We start from the raw sequence: 14,768 nt of genomic DNA, 5'->3' as shown, positions 1-14,768 counted from the left end.
TCCTACGCTCGGCGTACCGAAAGCGAGGAGCACAGCCGATGCCGTCAGACGTGATCTTCGACCCGGGGTTTCTCCGCGATCGCTACTCGACTTACAGGAGACTGCGCGACGACGCTGCAGTGCTGTGGACCGCGCTCAACGGCCGCCGATGCTGTGTCGTCATCCGGTACACCGACGTCGATGCGGTACTGCGCGACGAGCGGGCGCGGGTGCAGCATGAGCCGGGCACGGTGCCCGCGCACATCGGTGCCTGCCGGCTGATCCATGCGCCCGAGTCGGACGCCGAGACGCTGCTCAGCCACCAGCCCGCCCTCAATCACGTGCTCAGCCAGGGCGACCTCACCCCCGACGCCCTGGCCGCCGCTGACGACGACGCGCGCTTCTACTTCGACTATTTCGGCGACATCCTGGACTCGCTGCGCGGCCGGCTACCACACAACGCGAGTGAGCCTCACCTCGGCGGTCCGCTCCCTGTTGCACAACCCCGAGCAGTCGGCCGCCCTGCGCGCGGAACCCGGCCTCGCCGCCAACGCCTGGACCGAGACGCCGCGTTTCGACGCACCGGTCCACTTCGTCTGGCGCGACCTGGCCGCCCCGGTACAGGTCGCCGGCGAACGCCTCGACACAGGCACGCACGTGGTGCTCGGCCTGGCGGCGGCCAACCCGGACGAACGCCGGTTCCCTGCTGCCGACCGCCTCGACATCAGTCGTACCGACCACCGGCACATGGCCTCCGCCGCCGGTGCGCACTACTGTCCCGGGGCACCGCTCTCGCGATGGGAGGGCGAGATCTTCCTGACCCGCTTCCTCGCCCGTTTCCCCGACGCCGAGGTGGCGGCCGACGAGCCGGTCCGCTCCCACGACCTGACGTTCGCCTCCATCGAGGCACTCCCGCTGCGGCTGGGGCGGGCCGCATGAGGGCGAGGGCCGACCGCAGTCACTGCTGCGGGCCCGGGAACTGCGCGCGGCGCACGACTGCCCGACCGCCGCGATCACTGTTGGCAACGTGAAGGAGAGCAGCTGATGCGCCTGGTGACCTACGGCCCGCCGAACGGCGAGGAACCGGGAGTGCTGATCGATGACCACCTGCTGCTGCCGCTGCGCCCGGTTCTCGGCCGTGCCGGCCTGCACATCGCGGAGATGGGGGACCTCCTCGGACTCTGGCCCGCGGTGGACGCACTGGTGCGGCAGGCCGTGGTGGCCGGTGACGGCGCCGTCCCGCTCAACGGGCTGCGCCTCGGACCGCCCGTGCCGCGCCCCGGCAAGATCGTCGCGATTGGTTTCAACTACCCTCAGCACGCCACCGGAGTGCTCAGCGGAGCGGAACCGGCCGGCGATCCGGTCGTGTTCCTCAAGCCGCCGAGCGCGCTGAGCGGACCGAACGACCCGTTGGTCAAGCCACCGGAGACCACGCAGCTCGACTACGAGCTGGAACTCGGCGTGGTGATCGGCCGGGCCTGCCGCCGGATCCGGCGGCAGGACGCACAGGCGCACGTGGCCGGCTACATGATCGCCAATGATGTCACCGCCCGGGACATCGTCCTGGGCGCCGGGGCGAGCAACCCTCTGCTGCTGCAGATCGCCCGTGGCAAGGGCTTCCCGACGTTCTGCCCGACCGGTCCCTGGCTGCTGACCTCGGACGAGATCGATCCGGACCGGCCTCTGCGTCTGACGCTGTCGGTGAACGGAGAACGCCGGCAGGACGCGTGGACCAGCAGCATGCTCGTCGACGTTCCCGGACTGATCGCATCGGTCAGCGCCACGATGGACCTCTTCCCCGGCGACCTCATCCTCACAGGCTCACCCGCCGGATGCGGGTTCCAGCTCGACCCTCCCGGCTATCTCCGCGACGGGGACCGGATCCAGGCCGCGATCACGGGTCTCGGTCATATGGACCTGGTGGTGTGCGACGAGGTCCCCGATCCGCTCACCGTCCGCTGAGGAGCACATGGCCACGCACCAGATCCCCGAAGGCAGACCCATGGATGCCGCTGCCGGCACCGGCCCCCCGCCACCGCAGCCGGCAGACATGTACCACCCGGCTGCGGCGCGGTGACGGCCCCCGGACCGGGATCCAGGACCCGGATATTTCGCAGCGACAGGAGAACGGCCCTCTGAGATTCGGCATCGCGAGCTTCGTCACGGACGAGAGTATGCGCCCCGAGCTTCTCGCCCAGGCGGTCGAAGAGCGCGGATTCGACTCCTTGTTCTTTCCGGAGCACTCGCACATACCCGCGAACCGCGCGTCTCCGTATCCGGGCGGCGGCGACCTGCCCCGGGACTACTACCGCTCCTACGATCCCTTCATCGCGCTCGCGGTGGCGGCGCAGGCGACCCGGACCCTGCTCCTGGGCACCGGCATCTGCGCGCTCGTCCAGCGTGACCCCATCCACACCGCCAAGCAGGTGGCCACACTCGACCGGCTGAGCGGCGGCCGGTTCCTGTTCGGCGTGGGCGCCGGCTGGAACCGTGAGGAGATGGCCCAGCACGGGACCGATCCGGTCACCCGGATGGCCCTGCTGCGCGAGCGGGTGCTCGCGATGAAGCGGCTGTGGGGCAGCGAGATCGCCGACTTCCACGGGGACCACGTACGCATCGAGCCGTCCTACCAGTGGCCGAAACCCCTGCAGCGGCCGCATCCGCCGGTACTGGTGGGAGGCATGGGCCCGACGGTCCTCGACCGGGTGCTGGAGTACGGAGACGGCTGGCTGCCCAACACGATCGGGCAGGACGACGCCCCCCTCGCCACCGCGATCGCCGAGCTGACCCGACGGGCCGCCGACTCCGGCCGCGGCCGGATCTCGGTCACCGTACTCGGCGCGCCCGCGGACAGGTCCCGACTGGACTCGTACGCCGAGATGGGCGTGGAGCGATGCGTGTTCGTGACGCGCGCCCGGCCGGATCCGGAGGTGCTGCACCGGCTCGACGAGCTCGCGTCCGTCGTGGACGGGCTCGGGGGCGGACAGCACGGGGACCCGCACGGGGACGGACAGCAGAGGAAAGATGATGGCTGATCACCGACAGCGACAGAACCGCGTTCAGGTCGACGACCTGGTGTTCGACGTCCGGGAATGGGGCCCCAGCGACGGTGAACCGCTCCTCGCACTGCACGGTTTCCCGCAGTGCGCCGCCAGTTGGGACGGACTGGGTCGGCGCCTGGCCGAGGCGGGCATCCGGACCATCGCGTTCGACCAGCGCGGCTACTCGGCCGGGGCACGCCCGCCGCTGGACACCTACACCCTGGAGGCCGTGGTGGCCGACGCGCTCGGCGTGGCCGACGGCCTCGGGCTCGGCCGTTTCCACCTCTGCGGATTCGGCAACGGCGCCATGCAGTCCTGGGAGCTGGCGGCCTCCGCGCCCGATCGGGTGCGTTCGCTGACCGCGTTGCGCTTCCCGCATCCGCGGGCGTTCGCCCTGGCCGTGGCGGCGGATGCGGAACAGCGCGCCCAGTGGACGGCCCTGGAGGAGATGAATCCGCCGGTACTGGCGGCGAGAGCGCTCCTCGCCGACGACGGATGCGGCTTGCGCGAGTTCCTGCACGGATCCGGCATGCCCCCGGAGGAGGTGGAGCGGACCGCGTCGCGGGTGGGAGAAGAGGACGTGTTGGCCGCGGCCCTCGCATGGCACCTGATCCCGCTGGAGCGGATGGCCGAGGTGGATAAGACCCTGGTGCCGACGCTCTACATATGGACCGACGGCCCCGCGCTCACCCGGGACACCGCCGCACGCTGCGGCGACCATGTGGCGGGCGAGTTCCGCACGCTCACCCTGCCGGGCATCGGCCACTGGATGCTGGAGACCGCGGCTGACCGACTGGCCGGGCCGATCACAACCCATGTGCGGGCAACCGGCAGCTCCATGGAGACATCATGAAACTCCACACCCGAATCCAGGGCGACGGTCCCCGCACCGCCCTGCTTATCCACGGCGGCACCGTCGACAGCCGCATCTGGAACAGCTTGGCACCCAGGGTCGCCGCACTGGGCTACACCGTGCTCGCCCCCGACCTGCGTGGCCATGGCCTGAGCCCCCGAGGCTCGTACTCTCCCGAAGCGTGGGCGGACGACCTGGTCGAGTCCCTGCCAGAGTCCGCCGGCGGCACCGTGGACATCGCGATCGGACACTCCCTGGGAGCCACCGTGCTGTCGTTGGCCGTGGAACGCCTGCGCCCGCGCCGCGCGGTGTACGCGGAGCCAGGATTCGAGCACGACATCAAGCCACCGGAGTACTTCGCCCGCATCCGGTCCGCGCTGAGCAGCATCCGGGCGAACGATCTGCTCGTCGTCCACCCGAAGTGGACGCCCGCCGACGCCGAGGCCTTCGCAGACGGCGTCGCGCTGTGCGATCCAGCGGTACTGGACGCTGTCGCCGATCTCTCCCGACGCCACACCAACTACTTGCCGGAACGGGCGGAGACGCCGAGCCTGCTGCTGCTCGCCGATGTCGGCTCCGTGGTCCGCCCGGCCGCGGCCGGGCTTCTGGCCGACCGCGGCTTCGAACTGGCCACGCTGCCGGAGGCAGGCCACGACCTACAACTCGACGATCCGGACGGCTTCCTGTCCATCCTCACCGGCTGGCTGTGACCGCCAATCCACCACTCGCGCATCAAGGTGAGATCACTGTGCCGAACAACGCCAACGACCCGCCGACGTTCCAACAGTTTCCCTCCGAGAGCCCCGCCAGAGCCACCCCCTCCACCACCCAGGTGAACCCACAGGAAATCCTGGACCTCATCGGCATGGGGAAACGGCAGTGGCTCATCGTCGCGGTCTGCTTCACCGCGATGATCGTTCAAGGCCTGGACCTCGCGAGTGCCGGCTTCGTCTACCCGGAGCTCGTGCGAGAGCACGAGACGACGATGGGCATCGTGACCCTCACCGTCACACTCGGCGGACTCAGCATGGCGCTCGGCGGGGTCGTGGCGGGCCCGCTGGCCGACCGATTCGGCCGCAAGGGCATCGCCATCGTCGGCCTCCTGGTCTTCGGAACGGCCACTGCGGGCATGGGCCTCGTGCCGTCGATCCCCGCGTTCGTCGCCCTGCGTCTCCTCTCCGGCGCGGGGATCGGGGCCATGGTGCCCGCGGTGGTAACGATGGTGACCGAGTCGACGCCGACCGCCCGGCGGGCGTCGATGGTCTCGCTGACCTGGTGCGGCGGCGCGGTCGGGTACGTCCTCGGCAGCTTCCTCGCCTCCGCCGTGCTTCCCACGCTGGGCTGGCGCGCCCTGCTGATGATCTGCGGCATCCCGCCGGTGCTGCTCGCGCCGGTGCTGGCCGCTCTCGTACCGGAGCCGGTGGGTTCGCTGCTCGCCAGAGGCTGCCCGACGGCAGCTGTCCAACGGAGCCTGACCAGACTCGCCCCGGACCGCGACCTGGACGCACAGGACCTCGCGACGCCGACGGTGGCGCAGCGTCGGCAGGCGGCGGGCTCGGCCCTGGTGTGCCGCGCGTTTCTGCCGACCACACTGCTGCTCTGGCTCTGCTCGTTCATCGGGTTCGGCGTGGTCTTCCTGATCGCGAACTACCTGCCGCTGCTGCTGGACCACAGCGGCTTCACCACCGTGCAGTCCGGAGTGGCCGTCGGTCTCTTCGGTATCTGCGGTCTGGTCGGCCAGTTGCTGGTGTCCGTCGCGCTGTGGCGGTCCGACGCCGACTCCCTGCTCACGCTGCTCTGGGCGGTCGGCGGCGCGGGACTGGTGGCGGTCGGGGTCCTGCAGATGGGCACCGGCGGATTCTTCGGCATCGTCCTGTTGCTCGGGTTGTTCCTGGGCGGTTCCAACGCGATCCTGCCGGCGCTGGCGACGCTGACGTATCCGGCCTCGGCACGGGCGACCGGCACGTCCTGGGCGAACGGGGTCGGACAGCTCGGCCAGCTCGCCAGCGGATCCCTCGGCGGCCTCATGATCGGCGCGGGATGGTCCACGCCGACGATCTTCCTGTGCCTGACACTGCCGCTCTGCGGCGGCATCGCCGCGACGCTGGCCCTGCGCACGGGCCGGCTCCACCGGGAAACCGCGCCAGCCGATGACGTCGCCTGATGGCGGACGACGGCGGAGACCGGTTGGGGAGCAGCCGAGGTGTTGTCGCTTCCACAAAAACCAGGCCTTTGATCCTGTCGCTTCACCGTGGAACACACCCGGCCGCCGGGAGATCATCTCAACACGTCGAAGCCATCGGCTTCCGTTTACGGAATTCAGCACGCCGCAACCATCGGCTCCAATGACCGGAAAGAGAGAAGAATGAGTCGAGGAACAATGAAGAAGCACACGGTGATCCCGCTGAACCCGCCGACCCTGGCGGATCCGGCCGGCCACTTCGACCGGGCGGTCCGCATCGGCGACTGGGTGTTCGTCTCAGGAACCTCGGCGCTGACCAACCTCAGCGGTCCACTGGCCGACCGCGTCCTCCCCGACAGCTTCCTGGAGCAGGCCAACACCACCTTCGACAACATCGAGAAGGTCCTGGAGCACGCCGGGGGATCGCTCGCCGACGTCTACGAGATCCGGGTGATCCTGAACGACCGCGGCAACTTCGGGCCGCTCAACGACATATTCCACGAACGCTTCCCGGACCGCGGTTTCATCGGACACGGATATGTCGCGGAGTTCCTCGCTCCGGGAATGCTCATCGAAGTCGAGGCGCACGCCTACCTGCCGTCGGAATAATCACTCGACTGCCGTCGACCATGGAGTCGACCATGGAAAGGAATGCTGTGATCTCTACCTCCGGTTTCACCGCGGGAATCGCCTCCGGCGCCGTCGAAGTGATCGACCTGACCACCCCGCTCCACTCCGGAACACCGGTGGTGCCGGTGCCGCCGCCCTTCGCTCCGAGCGCCGGTTTCACGACGCGCCCGGTGAGCGACTTCGACGAGCGCGGCCCCGGCTGGTCCTGGAGCGACATGACCTTGGGCGAGCACACCGGAACCCACGTCGACGCGCCGCGCCACTGGATCAGCGGACGCGAAGGCCTCGCCGTCGACCAGATCTCTCCGACCCGGCTGATCGGCCCGGTCGCGTTGATCGACAAGACCGCGGAAGTCGCGGAGAACCAGACCTTCCTGCTCGGGGCCGAGCACTTCGAGGAGTGGGAGCACGAGCACGGGCCGCTGGAGCCAGGCTCGTGGGTCATCTTCCGCTCGGGATGGAGCGCGTACGGCTCCGATCCGGAGCGGTTCCTCGACCCCAAGGGCTGGCCGGGGCTCTCGATCGACGGGGCCAAGTGGCTGGCGGCCCATCCCGCGGTGAGCGGCTACGGGGTCGAGGCCGTGGGGATCGACAGCATGGGCGCGGGCCCCTCCGAACCGGGGGAGTCCGGGGCAGGTGACCCCGATCCCGGCGAGTTCGGACCCGGCCACTACTACCTGCTCGGAGCCGACAAGTACGGCCTGACATCGCTGCGCAACGTCGATCGCCTGCCGCCCAGGGGAGCGACGATCGTGGTCGCCCCCCTGCCGATCGTCGGCGGTACGGCGGGGCCGGCCCGCGTGTTCGCCTTCGTCGACCGGAGCTGACGTTGCCCGCCGCGCCCACCACGACACGACTACAGCGAAAGACCACGACATCGTCCGAGGTGCTGAGGAGGCACGCCGTGGAAGAACGTTCGCATTTTGACCTGTTGGTGATCGGAACCGGCGCGGCGGGCCTTTCCTCAGCGCTCGGATTCATCGAGGCCGCAGCCGAGAGGGGAGAGTCCCCGTCGGTCGCCGTCGTGGAGCGTTCCTCCGAACAGGAGCGCGGAGGAGCGACCAAGGGTTCGTGGGCGAACCTGATGGTCAACCCCGAAGGGGTCGTCGACCCGGATGTCATCCAGCGCGTCATCGACTCGCACCCGGAGGTCGACGAGGCGTACTTCCGTACCCTCGAGGCAGCCGCCGGAGAGGCGGTCGACTGGCTGGGCAAGCACGGGGTGACCCTCGACCACACGCCCACCGGTTTCGCCATGGAGTCGACGTACAGGGCCACCGTCGGCGGTGGGCAGGCGATAGTCGAGGCGCTGACAGAGGCGATCGAGCGGTATCCGGCCGTTTCGTTCCACTACGAGACGGAGGCCGTACGGCTGCGTCTGAACGGCGCCGGCCGGGTCGACGGTGTCCTCGTCCGGGGCGCTGACGGGCTCCTGCGCGTCCTCTCCGCCGGCAGCGTGGTCGTCGCCTGCGGGGGGTTCGAGGGCAACTACGAGATGCTGACCCGTTACGTCGGCCCGCGCGCCGGGGAGATCGTCCCCGTGGTGCCCGCAGTCCGCAACAACGTCGGTGACGGCCTCCGGATGATCACGGAGATCGGCGGTGACACGGCGGGGCAGTTCGACATGCTCCATGTGCAGCTGGTCGACAGCCGGTCCAGCAAGCCTGACGCCGGAATCTTCGGGGTGCCCTACGGGATCATCGTCAACAAGGCCGCCGAACGATTCGTCGACGAGGGAAGCCGCACCTTCGAAGGACTCAACGAGTCGCTGGCGTTCGAAGTGTGGCGGAACCAGAACAGCGCGGCCTATTTCATCGGGGACGCGCAGACCTTCTCCATCCCCGGCTTTGAGCACCTCAACCAGACGGACCTCGCCCCCGTGGAGGCCGACACGATCCCCGGCCTCGCACGTGGGCTGGGACTCGACCCGGAGAAACTCGAAGCGACCGTCTCGGCGTTCAACAGCGCCGTGCAAGACGGCACGTTCGACGTCTCGCGATGCGACGGGAAGCGCACGACGGGGCTGGCCATCGACAAGACCAACTGGGCGCGGACCCTATCCGAAGGCCCGTTCCGGGCGTACCCGGTGAAGACCGCGGTCACCTTCTCCTTCGGTGGTGTCCGCACGGACGTCCGCGCCCGGGTGCTGACCCCCGGCGGCACGCCCATTCCCCACCTGTACGCCGCCGGGGTGGCCACCGGCGTCTGGTACCAGGAGTACCCGGGCGCCTTGTCCGTTCTGCGCTGCGTGGTGTTCGGCCGTATCGCGGGACGCGAGGCCGCCCAGGCTGCCCGGCCCTGAGCGGCTGGACCGAAGGACGGCCGGCACGCACCACCGAGGCCGCGTGCTCCGACTCGTTCGCAGCGGCTGGCCGTCCACCCGCGGGGGCCGGACCGTCACACACCGAGCGGTCCGGCCCCGGGCCCCGGGCGCCGGCCTGACCGACTGAGAGGCACAGCGGACGGACGGGGAACACCGCCCTCTCAACAGCTACCGATGGCAGTGTGCCGCTGGCCTTCTCACAGCTTCATCGGTCGCGCGTTCTTTGACGATTCGTCACAAAGCCCACTCGCGCTGCTCGGGCAGGCGCGCGAGCAGCTCTTCCTCGGGTCCCTCGGCGTGTCCGGCTGCTTTGGCGGCCTCGGCCCACGAAGACACGAGGCCTCGCGCGTACTCGAGGACGTCATCCGTGCAGACCAATTTCCTCGCCTGCCGCTGCAACCTGGCGACGTGGGCGCCCTGCTGCTCCATCGCGTTGGCCGCCCACGGTGCAAGGAACCCGAACGGGCTCAGCAGCCGGCGAGCACGGTGCAGACCCGCTCCCGCACCCCGCCACTCCTCGAAGACCCGCTCCCGCACCCGCCACGCCTCCTGACAGGCGTCCCGGTCGCGCTCATCGTCCTCGTCTTCCTCTCCTGTCCGCTCCCCGGACCCACGACCCGGGCGGGGGTGACGGTTCAGCAGTGCGGAAGCCCAGCGCATGTCCTCGTCCGCCGGCGTGTCCTCATCCGCTACCTGCCCCAGCAGTCCGCCTACAACAAGCGGCTCAACGCCTCCGGCCCGCTGATCAGCCACGTGCGCGAGGCCCTGGCCCAGCAGGTGCCGACCTGGCACGACGACCCGCGGCTGATCGACTCCACCCCACTGCCCCGCGCGGCCTCCCGCGAGACCGTCAAACGCTCCGGCCTGGCCGGTCACGCCGGATACGGCTACTGCCGCAGCCACTCCCGCTACTTCTGGGGGTTCCGGCTCTATCTGCTCACCACCGCCGAGGACATGTGGTCTCCTGGTGCCTGGCGAACCCCAAGCTCGGCGAGCGGGAGGTGATGACCGCACTGCTGGAACGCGACCATCGCCTCGTCCGCGCCGGGCAGGTAACCCTCGCCGACAAGGGCTTCGCCGGGGAGGAGTTCGAGGCGTTCATCACCGAACGGCTCGAAGGCCACCTGGCGTTGATGATGTCGTGGCCGACTTCCTCGACCGGCACGGCCGCTCTTCGCTCGGTTCATGGAGATCAGTGATCACCTGGAGCGGTTCCGATTCGGACATGCCCCGTTCCCGGGCGGACGGCACAGACGTGGCCGGCCCTGGCGTCCGCAGTGCGGAAGCCAGGGCGCGAAGGCGGGTGCGGGCCGGGGTACTGTCAGCGGGCGTCGACGAGGGGAACGTCGAGGAGCGCTCGCAGATCGGCGAACGTCGTGCCGTGCACCGACAGGACCTCCACGCCGTCCGGGGAGACCGCGAAGGTCGCTAGGTCCGTGTAGATCCGGTCGACGCACGCAAGCCCGGTCAGGGGGTAGGTGCAGGCCGGTACGAGCTTGGGTGTGCCCTGCTTCGTGAGGAGCGTCATCATCACGAACAGCCTCTTGGCGCCGATCGCCAGATCCATGGCGCCGCCCACCGCGGGAATGGCGTCGGGTGCGCCGGTGTGCCAGTTGGCCAGGTCGCCGTTGGCCGCGACCTGGAACGCGCCGAGGACGCAAATGTCGAGGTGACCGCCGCGCATCATGGCGAAGGAGTCGGCGTGGTGGAAGTAGGAGGCGCCGGCGGGTTCGGTCACGGGAACCTTGCCGGCGTTGATGAGATCGGGGTCTACCTCGTCCCCGGCCGCGGCCCTGCCCATGTTCAGCATGCCGTTCTCGGTGTGGAGGATGACACCGGCGTCGGCGCGAATGTGGTCGGCGACGAGCGTCGGCTGCCCGATGCCGAGGTTGACGTACGAGCCGGCAGGGATGTCCTCGGCGACAGCTGCTGCGATCTGGGCCTTGGTGCGCGGGCGATCAGTGCTCGGTGTGGGCGTGGTGGTGGTCACTGGTGGTCTCCGACGGCGACGACCCGGTCGACGAAGATCGACGGGGTGATGATCGTTTCGGGGTCGAGTTCGCCGGTGGCGACGATGCGCTCCACCTGGACGATGGTCGTTGTCGCGGCCGTCGCCATGACAGGCCCAAAGTTGCGGGCGGTTTTGCGGTAGACGAGGTTGCCCATCCGGTCGGCGATATGCGCGCCGATCAGGGCGATGTCGCCGGCGAGCGGGTACTCCAGGACATGGGTCCTGCCGCCGAGTTCGCGGGTCTCTTTTCCCTCTGCGAGTATCGTGCCGGCGCCGGTGGGGCAGTAGAACGCGCCGATGCCGGCTCCCGCGGCACGTATCCGTTCGGCGAGGGTTCCCTGGGGGACGACTTCGAGTTCCACCAAGCCACGGTGGTAGAGGTCGTCGAAGACCCACGAGTCGCTCTGCCGGGGGAAGGAACAGACGACCTTGCGGACCCTGCCCTTCGAAAGCAGCGCCGCCAGCCCCGTGTCACCGTTTCCGGCGTTGTTCGACACGATGGTCAAATCGCGCGGGCCGGCGTCGATGAGGGCGTCGAGGAGATGGACGGGCATTCCGGCCATCCCGAATCCGCCGACGAGCACGGTCGCGCCGTCGGCGATGCCGGAGAGTGCCTCCTGGGTGCTTGTGCAGATGGTCGTCATGACACGTTCTCCAGGACCACGGCCAGTCCCTGGCCTACGCCGATACAGATCGCCGCCACACCCCACCGCTGGTTCGTCGCCCGCAGCCGCTCGGCGAGGGTGGCGAGGACGCGTCCGCCAGAGGCACCCAGGGGGTGCCCGAGGGCGATCGCGCCGCCGCGTGCATTCACCAGCCCCGGGTCGACGCCCCATGCGTCGACGCAGGCGATCGCCTGCACCGCGAAAGCCTCGTTGAGCTCGATGGCACCGATGTCGCCCCATCCGATGCCCGCGCGCTTGAGGGCCTTGTTGGCGGCCTCGACGGGAGCAATCCCGAAGTCCTGGGGGTCGAGCGCGTGCACGCCACGGCTGGCGATCCGGGCGATGGGTGTCGTGCCGATGACGCCGGCAGCCTTCTCGGTCCCGATGACGACGGCGGAGGCACCGTCGTTGAGCGGCGACGCGTTCCCCGCAGTGATGGTTCCGCCTGTGCGGAAAGCGGAGCGGAGCTTCGCGAGGCTGTCGGGGGTGGAGTCCGCGCGGATGCACTCGTCCCGGTCGAGCGTCGTTCCGGGGACCGGGGTGACCAGGTTGGCGTAGAAGCAGTCCTCCCATGCCTGGTGCGCGAGGCGATGGGACCTGGCGGCGAAGGCGTCCTGCCGTTCACGGCTGATCGCGAGCCTGTCGCCGAGCGCCTCGTTCGCCTCGCCGAGCGACACCGTCCAGGCCGTCGGCATCCTGTCGTTGACGAGTCTCCACCCGAGGGTCGTGGAGTATGCGGTCGTGTTGCCGGCCGGGAAGGCCCGCTCGGGCTTGGGCAGCACCCACGGCGCTCGGCTCATCGACTCCACACCGCCGGCGACGACAACCTCCGCGTCGCCGGTCTCCAAGGTCCGTGACGCGGCGATCACCGCGTCGAGCGACGAACCGCACAAGCGGTTCACGGTCACTGCGGCCACCGAGGTCGGGAGCCCGGCGAGAAGCGCGGCCATGCGGCCCACGTTGCGGTTGTCCTCTCCCGCCTGGTTGGCGCAGCCCCACACCACGTCGTCGACGGCGGCCGGGTCGAGGGCGGGGACCTTCGCGAGGACGGAGGTGAGCACGGCCGCGGCCAGGTTGTCTGGCCGCACGCCCGAGAGCGCGCCTCCCAAACGACCGAACGGGGTTCTGTCAGCGGCAAAGATGTAGCTGTAAGTCACATCACTGACGCTAGATACCGTCACTCATTGTGTCCAATAGTAAATTGAATCTCATTTATTATCTAGATGCATGGAACTACGTGAGCTTCGATCGTTCGTCGCCGTCGCGACCTCCGGCGGGTTCGGCCGGGCCGCCGAGCAACTCCATCTCGCGCAGCCAGCGGTGTCGCAGCAGGTCAAGCGGCTCGAACGTGAGCTGGGAGCGCCCCTCTTCCGTCGTACGACCCGCAGTGTCGAACTCACTCCCGCTGGTGTGCGGCTGCTGGAGCGCGCCAAGGTCATCCTCGCGGAGGTCGACCGGGCCGCGGACGAGGTGCGCCACGTTCAGGCGGGCGGCATCGGGAAGGTGTCCGTCGGATTCGTCGGGACGGCGACCTACGATCTGTTGCCGACCCTGTCGCGCCGCGTTCGCGCCCATCTGCCAGGCATCACACTCGAACTGCGCGGTGAGCAGCTGAGCCCGGCCCTCTCCGCCGCGCTCCTCGCATCGGAGCTGGACCTCGCCGTCATGCGCGATCCGGGTCCGGAGAGCGGACTCGCGGTGTCGAGACTCCGCACGGAGCGGCTGGTGGTAGTCCTGCCGACAGACCACCGGCTCGCGGACGTCGGAAGCATCAACATCGCCGACCTGCGCGACGACGTCTTCGTCCTGCACCCGTCCGGTCGGCGCTCGGCCGTCCACGCCACGGTCATCGAGGCTTGCAGGGCCGCGGGATTCACTCCCGTGGACATCGTCGAAGTGGCCGAGACAGCAACCCTCGTCAACTTCGTGGCGGCAGGCATTGGCGTCTCCGTGGTGCCACATCCGGTGATGGCCCTGAACCTCGCAGGCGTCCGGTATGCGGAACTGATTGATCCGCCACAGCTGGACCTGGTACTGGGGCAACGTCACGGTGAGCTGCAGCCGGCATCCCAAGCAGTGGCACACATCATCGCCTCAACCGTCTGACAACGAGAACCTCGACGGCCGACACAAAGGCGCCCAGCCCATCGGCAGCCGCTTTCAAACCCGAAGGCCGAGAAGCGAGCGCGAGGTCACTGGAGGCATCGATACCGCGGGCGGCTCGAAGGCGGGCAATGGCCCCCGCGCCGCCTGGCACGGCAACGTGGCGCCGGCGCCCCCACATGGGGCTGTGTGTCACCATGGCGCGGCTGAACTCCGGCGGACGTGGTACAGGCGTGAATGATGCCGCCGGCGCGCCGGATCCGCTCGACCACGGGGTGGCCGGCGGCAGCGATGCGCCCGGCGTGGCCGGCGAGCCCTTGCTCGATCCGGCGGCCGGCGAGGGCGTGCTTCTCCTTGGTGGCGACCGGGACCCCGAGCAGCGGGGCCGTGGGCGTCTCGTCCCGGACTGCCCGTGGGTACGCCGCGGCCGCGTCTTCTGCCTGAGCCCGCGCGTCCTCGACGAGGATCTCCGCGAACGCGTTGACGCCCGTGCCGCGGTCGCCGTTGACACGGCTCGTCGCTGCTGAGCTACCGCTCGCAGTCCGGCGGATGCCGGTCAGGTCGTGTTCCTGCGCCACAGGCGCGTTTCGCTCCAGTAGCAGCATGCGGGCGTTCTGGACGATCGCCGGCGAGGATGCTCGGCTGTCTGCAACCAGGTGCACTCGGCGTGGGACGACGATCGGCGAGTTCGGCTCCAGCGTCAGGTAGCCGACCGATGACACGATCGGCTCCGGCTCGAAGTCGGCCGTGACGTCGTGCACCAGCACGATCACCTTGGACGCGGCCTGCAAGGACGGCACTGCCAGCGGCACAGCGAGCGCGAGGGACCCCGCGACCAGCATCGGCTTGTGGCCGCACGCCCCTGCGAAAGGGTCCCTTGGCGCCGCCACCGACGAGCGGCACGGCGCCCCTGAGATAGCGGGAAGGCTGGGAGTCCAGCGGACGTCCGATGCCCTGTCGGCGACGGTTCCCGACGGATGA

16 protein-coding genes and 1 pseudogene are annotated in these 14,768 nt (G+C 69.4%); 11 read left to right on the top strand and 6 right to left on the bottom strand.

Annotation, left to right across the window (positions count from 1 at the left end; genetic code table 11):
• Nucleotides 1–44: 44 nt before the first annotated feature.
• The gene (locus tag JK364_RS00205) at nucleotides 45–302 is read right to left on the bottom strand and encodes a hypothetical protein (RefSeq protein WP_201846260.1); all 258 of its coding nucleotides are present in this window, start codon (nucleotides 300–302) and stop codon (nucleotides 45–47) included.
• Between the two features lie 142 nt (nucleotides 303–444).
• Between JK364_RS00205 and JK364_RS00200 the strand changes: the two genes are divergently transcribed.
• The 9 genes from JK364_RS00200 to JK364_RS00160 all read left to right on the top strand — a co-directional run bounded on the left by JK364_RS00200 (nucleotide 445) and on the right by JK364_RS00160 (nucleotide 8,987).
• Nucleotides 445–918 carry a cytochrome P450 gene (locus JK364_RS00200; protein ID WP_201846258.1) on the top strand — a complete coding sequence of 158 codons (474 nt, stop codon included), beginning with the start codon at nucleotides 445–447 and terminating at the stop codon, nucleotides 916–918.
• A 105-nt stretch (nucleotides 919–1,023) separates the two neighbouring features.
• Nucleotides 1,024–1,941, top strand: coding sequence for a fumarylacetoacetate hydrolase family protein (locus JK364_RS00195; protein ID WP_201846256.1), 918 nt, complete (start codon nucleotides 1,024–1,026; stop codon nucleotides 1,939–1,941).
• Between the two features lie 212 nt (nucleotides 1,942–2,153).
• Nucleotides 2,154–3,014: an LLM class F420-dependent oxidoreductase gene (locus JK364_RS00190; RefSeq protein ID WP_307841109.1), complete on the top strand. Its 861-nt coding sequence runs from the start codon at nucleotides 2,154–2,156 to the stop codon at nucleotides 3,012–3,014.
• A complete protein-coding gene (locus JK364_RS00185; protein ID WP_201846254.1) occupies nucleotides 3,007–3,873 on the top strand; it encodes an alpha/beta fold hydrolase in 867 nt (288 codons plus the stop codon). Before JK364_RS00190 ends, JK364_RS00185 begins: the two co-directional genes overlap by 8 nt.
• On the top strand, nucleotides 3,870–4,583 hold the full coding sequence (locus JK364_RS00180; RefSeq protein ID WP_201846252.1) for an alpha/beta fold hydrolase: 714 nt from the start codon (nucleotides 3,870–3,872) through the stop codon (nucleotides 4,581–4,583). The genes JK364_RS00185 and JK364_RS00180 overlap by 4 nt, the downstream gene beginning before the upstream one ends.
• Nucleotides 4,584–4,621: 38 nt before the next feature.
• Nucleotides 4,622–6,037, top strand: a complete 1,416-nt coding sequence (locus JK364_RS00175) for an MFS transporter (protein WP_201846250.1) — start codon at nucleotides 4,622–4,624, stop codon at nucleotides 6,035–6,037.
• Between the two features lie 216 nt (nucleotides 6,038–6,253).
• Nucleotides 6,254–6,664, top strand: a complete 411-nt coding sequence (locus tag JK364_RS00170) for a RidA family protein (protein WP_201846248.1) — start codon at nucleotides 6,254–6,256, stop codon at nucleotides 6,662–6,664.
• Nucleotides 6,665–6,711: 47 nt separating this feature from the next.
• A complete protein-coding gene (locus JK364_RS00165; protein ID WP_307841108.1) occupies nucleotides 6,712–7,512 on the top strand; it encodes a cyclase family protein in 801 nt (266 codons plus the stop codon).
• Between the two features lie 77 nt (nucleotides 7,513–7,589).
• Nucleotides 7,590–8,987, top strand: a complete 1,398-nt coding sequence (locus JK364_RS00160) for an FAD-binding protein (protein ID WP_201846244.1) — start codon at nucleotides 7,590–7,592, stop codon at nucleotides 8,985–8,987.
• Between the two features lie 255 nt (nucleotides 8,988–9,242).
• On the opposite strand, the gene JK364_RS00155 is transcribed toward JK364_RS00160, so the two are convergent.
• A complete protein-coding gene (locus JK364_RS00155; RefSeq protein ID WP_201846242.1) occupies nucleotides 9,243–9,545 on the bottom strand; it encodes a hypothetical protein in 303 nt (100 codons plus the stop codon).
• Here JK364_RS00155 and JK364_RS00150 point away from each other — a divergent pair.
• A pseudogene (locus tag JK364_RS00150) lies at nucleotides 9,495–10,135 on the top strand (transposase family protein); the annotation flags it as partial. The gene JK364_RS00155 and the pseudogene JK364_RS00150 sit on opposite strands and share 51 nt — an antisense overlap.
• A gap of 194 nt (nucleotides 10,136–10,329) precedes the next feature.
• Here JK364_RS00150 and JK364_RS00145 read toward each other — a convergent pair.
• Genes JK364_RS00145 through JK364_RS00135 form a run of 3 tightly spaced genes read right to left on the bottom strand, consistent with a single transcriptional unit; the run spans nucleotide 10,330 to nucleotide 12,841 of the window.
• Nucleotides 10,330–10,998 carry a 3-oxoacid CoA-transferase subunit B gene (locus JK364_RS00145; RefSeq protein ID WP_201846240.1) on the bottom strand — a complete coding sequence of 223 codons (669 nt, stop codon included), beginning with the start codon at nucleotides 10,996–10,998 and terminating at the stop codon, nucleotides 10,330–10,332.
• Entirely contained in the window at nucleotides 10,995–11,663 is a 669-nt protein-coding gene (locus JK364_RS00140; protein ID WP_201846239.1) for a 3-oxoacid CoA-transferase subunit A, read from the bottom strand. Before JK364_RS00140 ends, JK364_RS00145 begins: the two co-directional genes overlap by 4 nt.
• Nucleotides 11,660–12,841, bottom strand: coding sequence for a thiolase family protein (locus JK364_RS00135; RefSeq protein WP_201846238.1), 1,182 nt, complete (start codon nucleotides 12,839–12,841; stop codon nucleotides 11,660–11,662). Before JK364_RS00135 ends, JK364_RS00140 begins: the two co-directional genes overlap by 4 nt.
• A 70-nt stretch (nucleotides 12,842–12,911) precedes the next feature.
• Between JK364_RS00135 and JK364_RS00130 the strand changes: the two genes are divergently transcribed.
• Complete coding sequence (locus JK364_RS00130) at nucleotides 12,912–13,790, top strand: LysR family transcriptional regulator (protein WP_201846237.1); 879 nt, start codon at nucleotides 12,912–12,914, stop codon at nucleotides 13,788–13,790.
• An 86-nt stretch (nucleotides 13,791–13,876) separates the two neighbouring features.
• On the opposite strand, the gene JK364_RS00125 is transcribed toward JK364_RS00130, so the two are convergent.
• Nucleotides 13,877–14,629 (bottom strand): amidase family protein, encoded by a 753-nt coding sequence (locus tag JK364_RS00125; RefSeq protein ID WP_201846236.1) that lies wholly within the window; start codon nucleotides 14,627–14,629, stop codon nucleotides 13,877–13,879.
• Nucleotides 14,630–14,768 lie beyond the last annotated feature (139 nt).

The sequence above is a fragment of the Streptomyces endocoffeicus genome (genome assembly GCF_016741935.1).
In the GTDB taxonomy this organism is placed as follows: domain Bacteria; phylum Actinomycetota; class Actinomycetes; order Streptomycetales; family Streptomycetaceae; genus Streptomyces; species Streptomyces endocoffeicus.
Note: the sequence above shows the minus strand (reverse complement) of the source record. Positions and strands in the feature narration are given on the sequence as shown.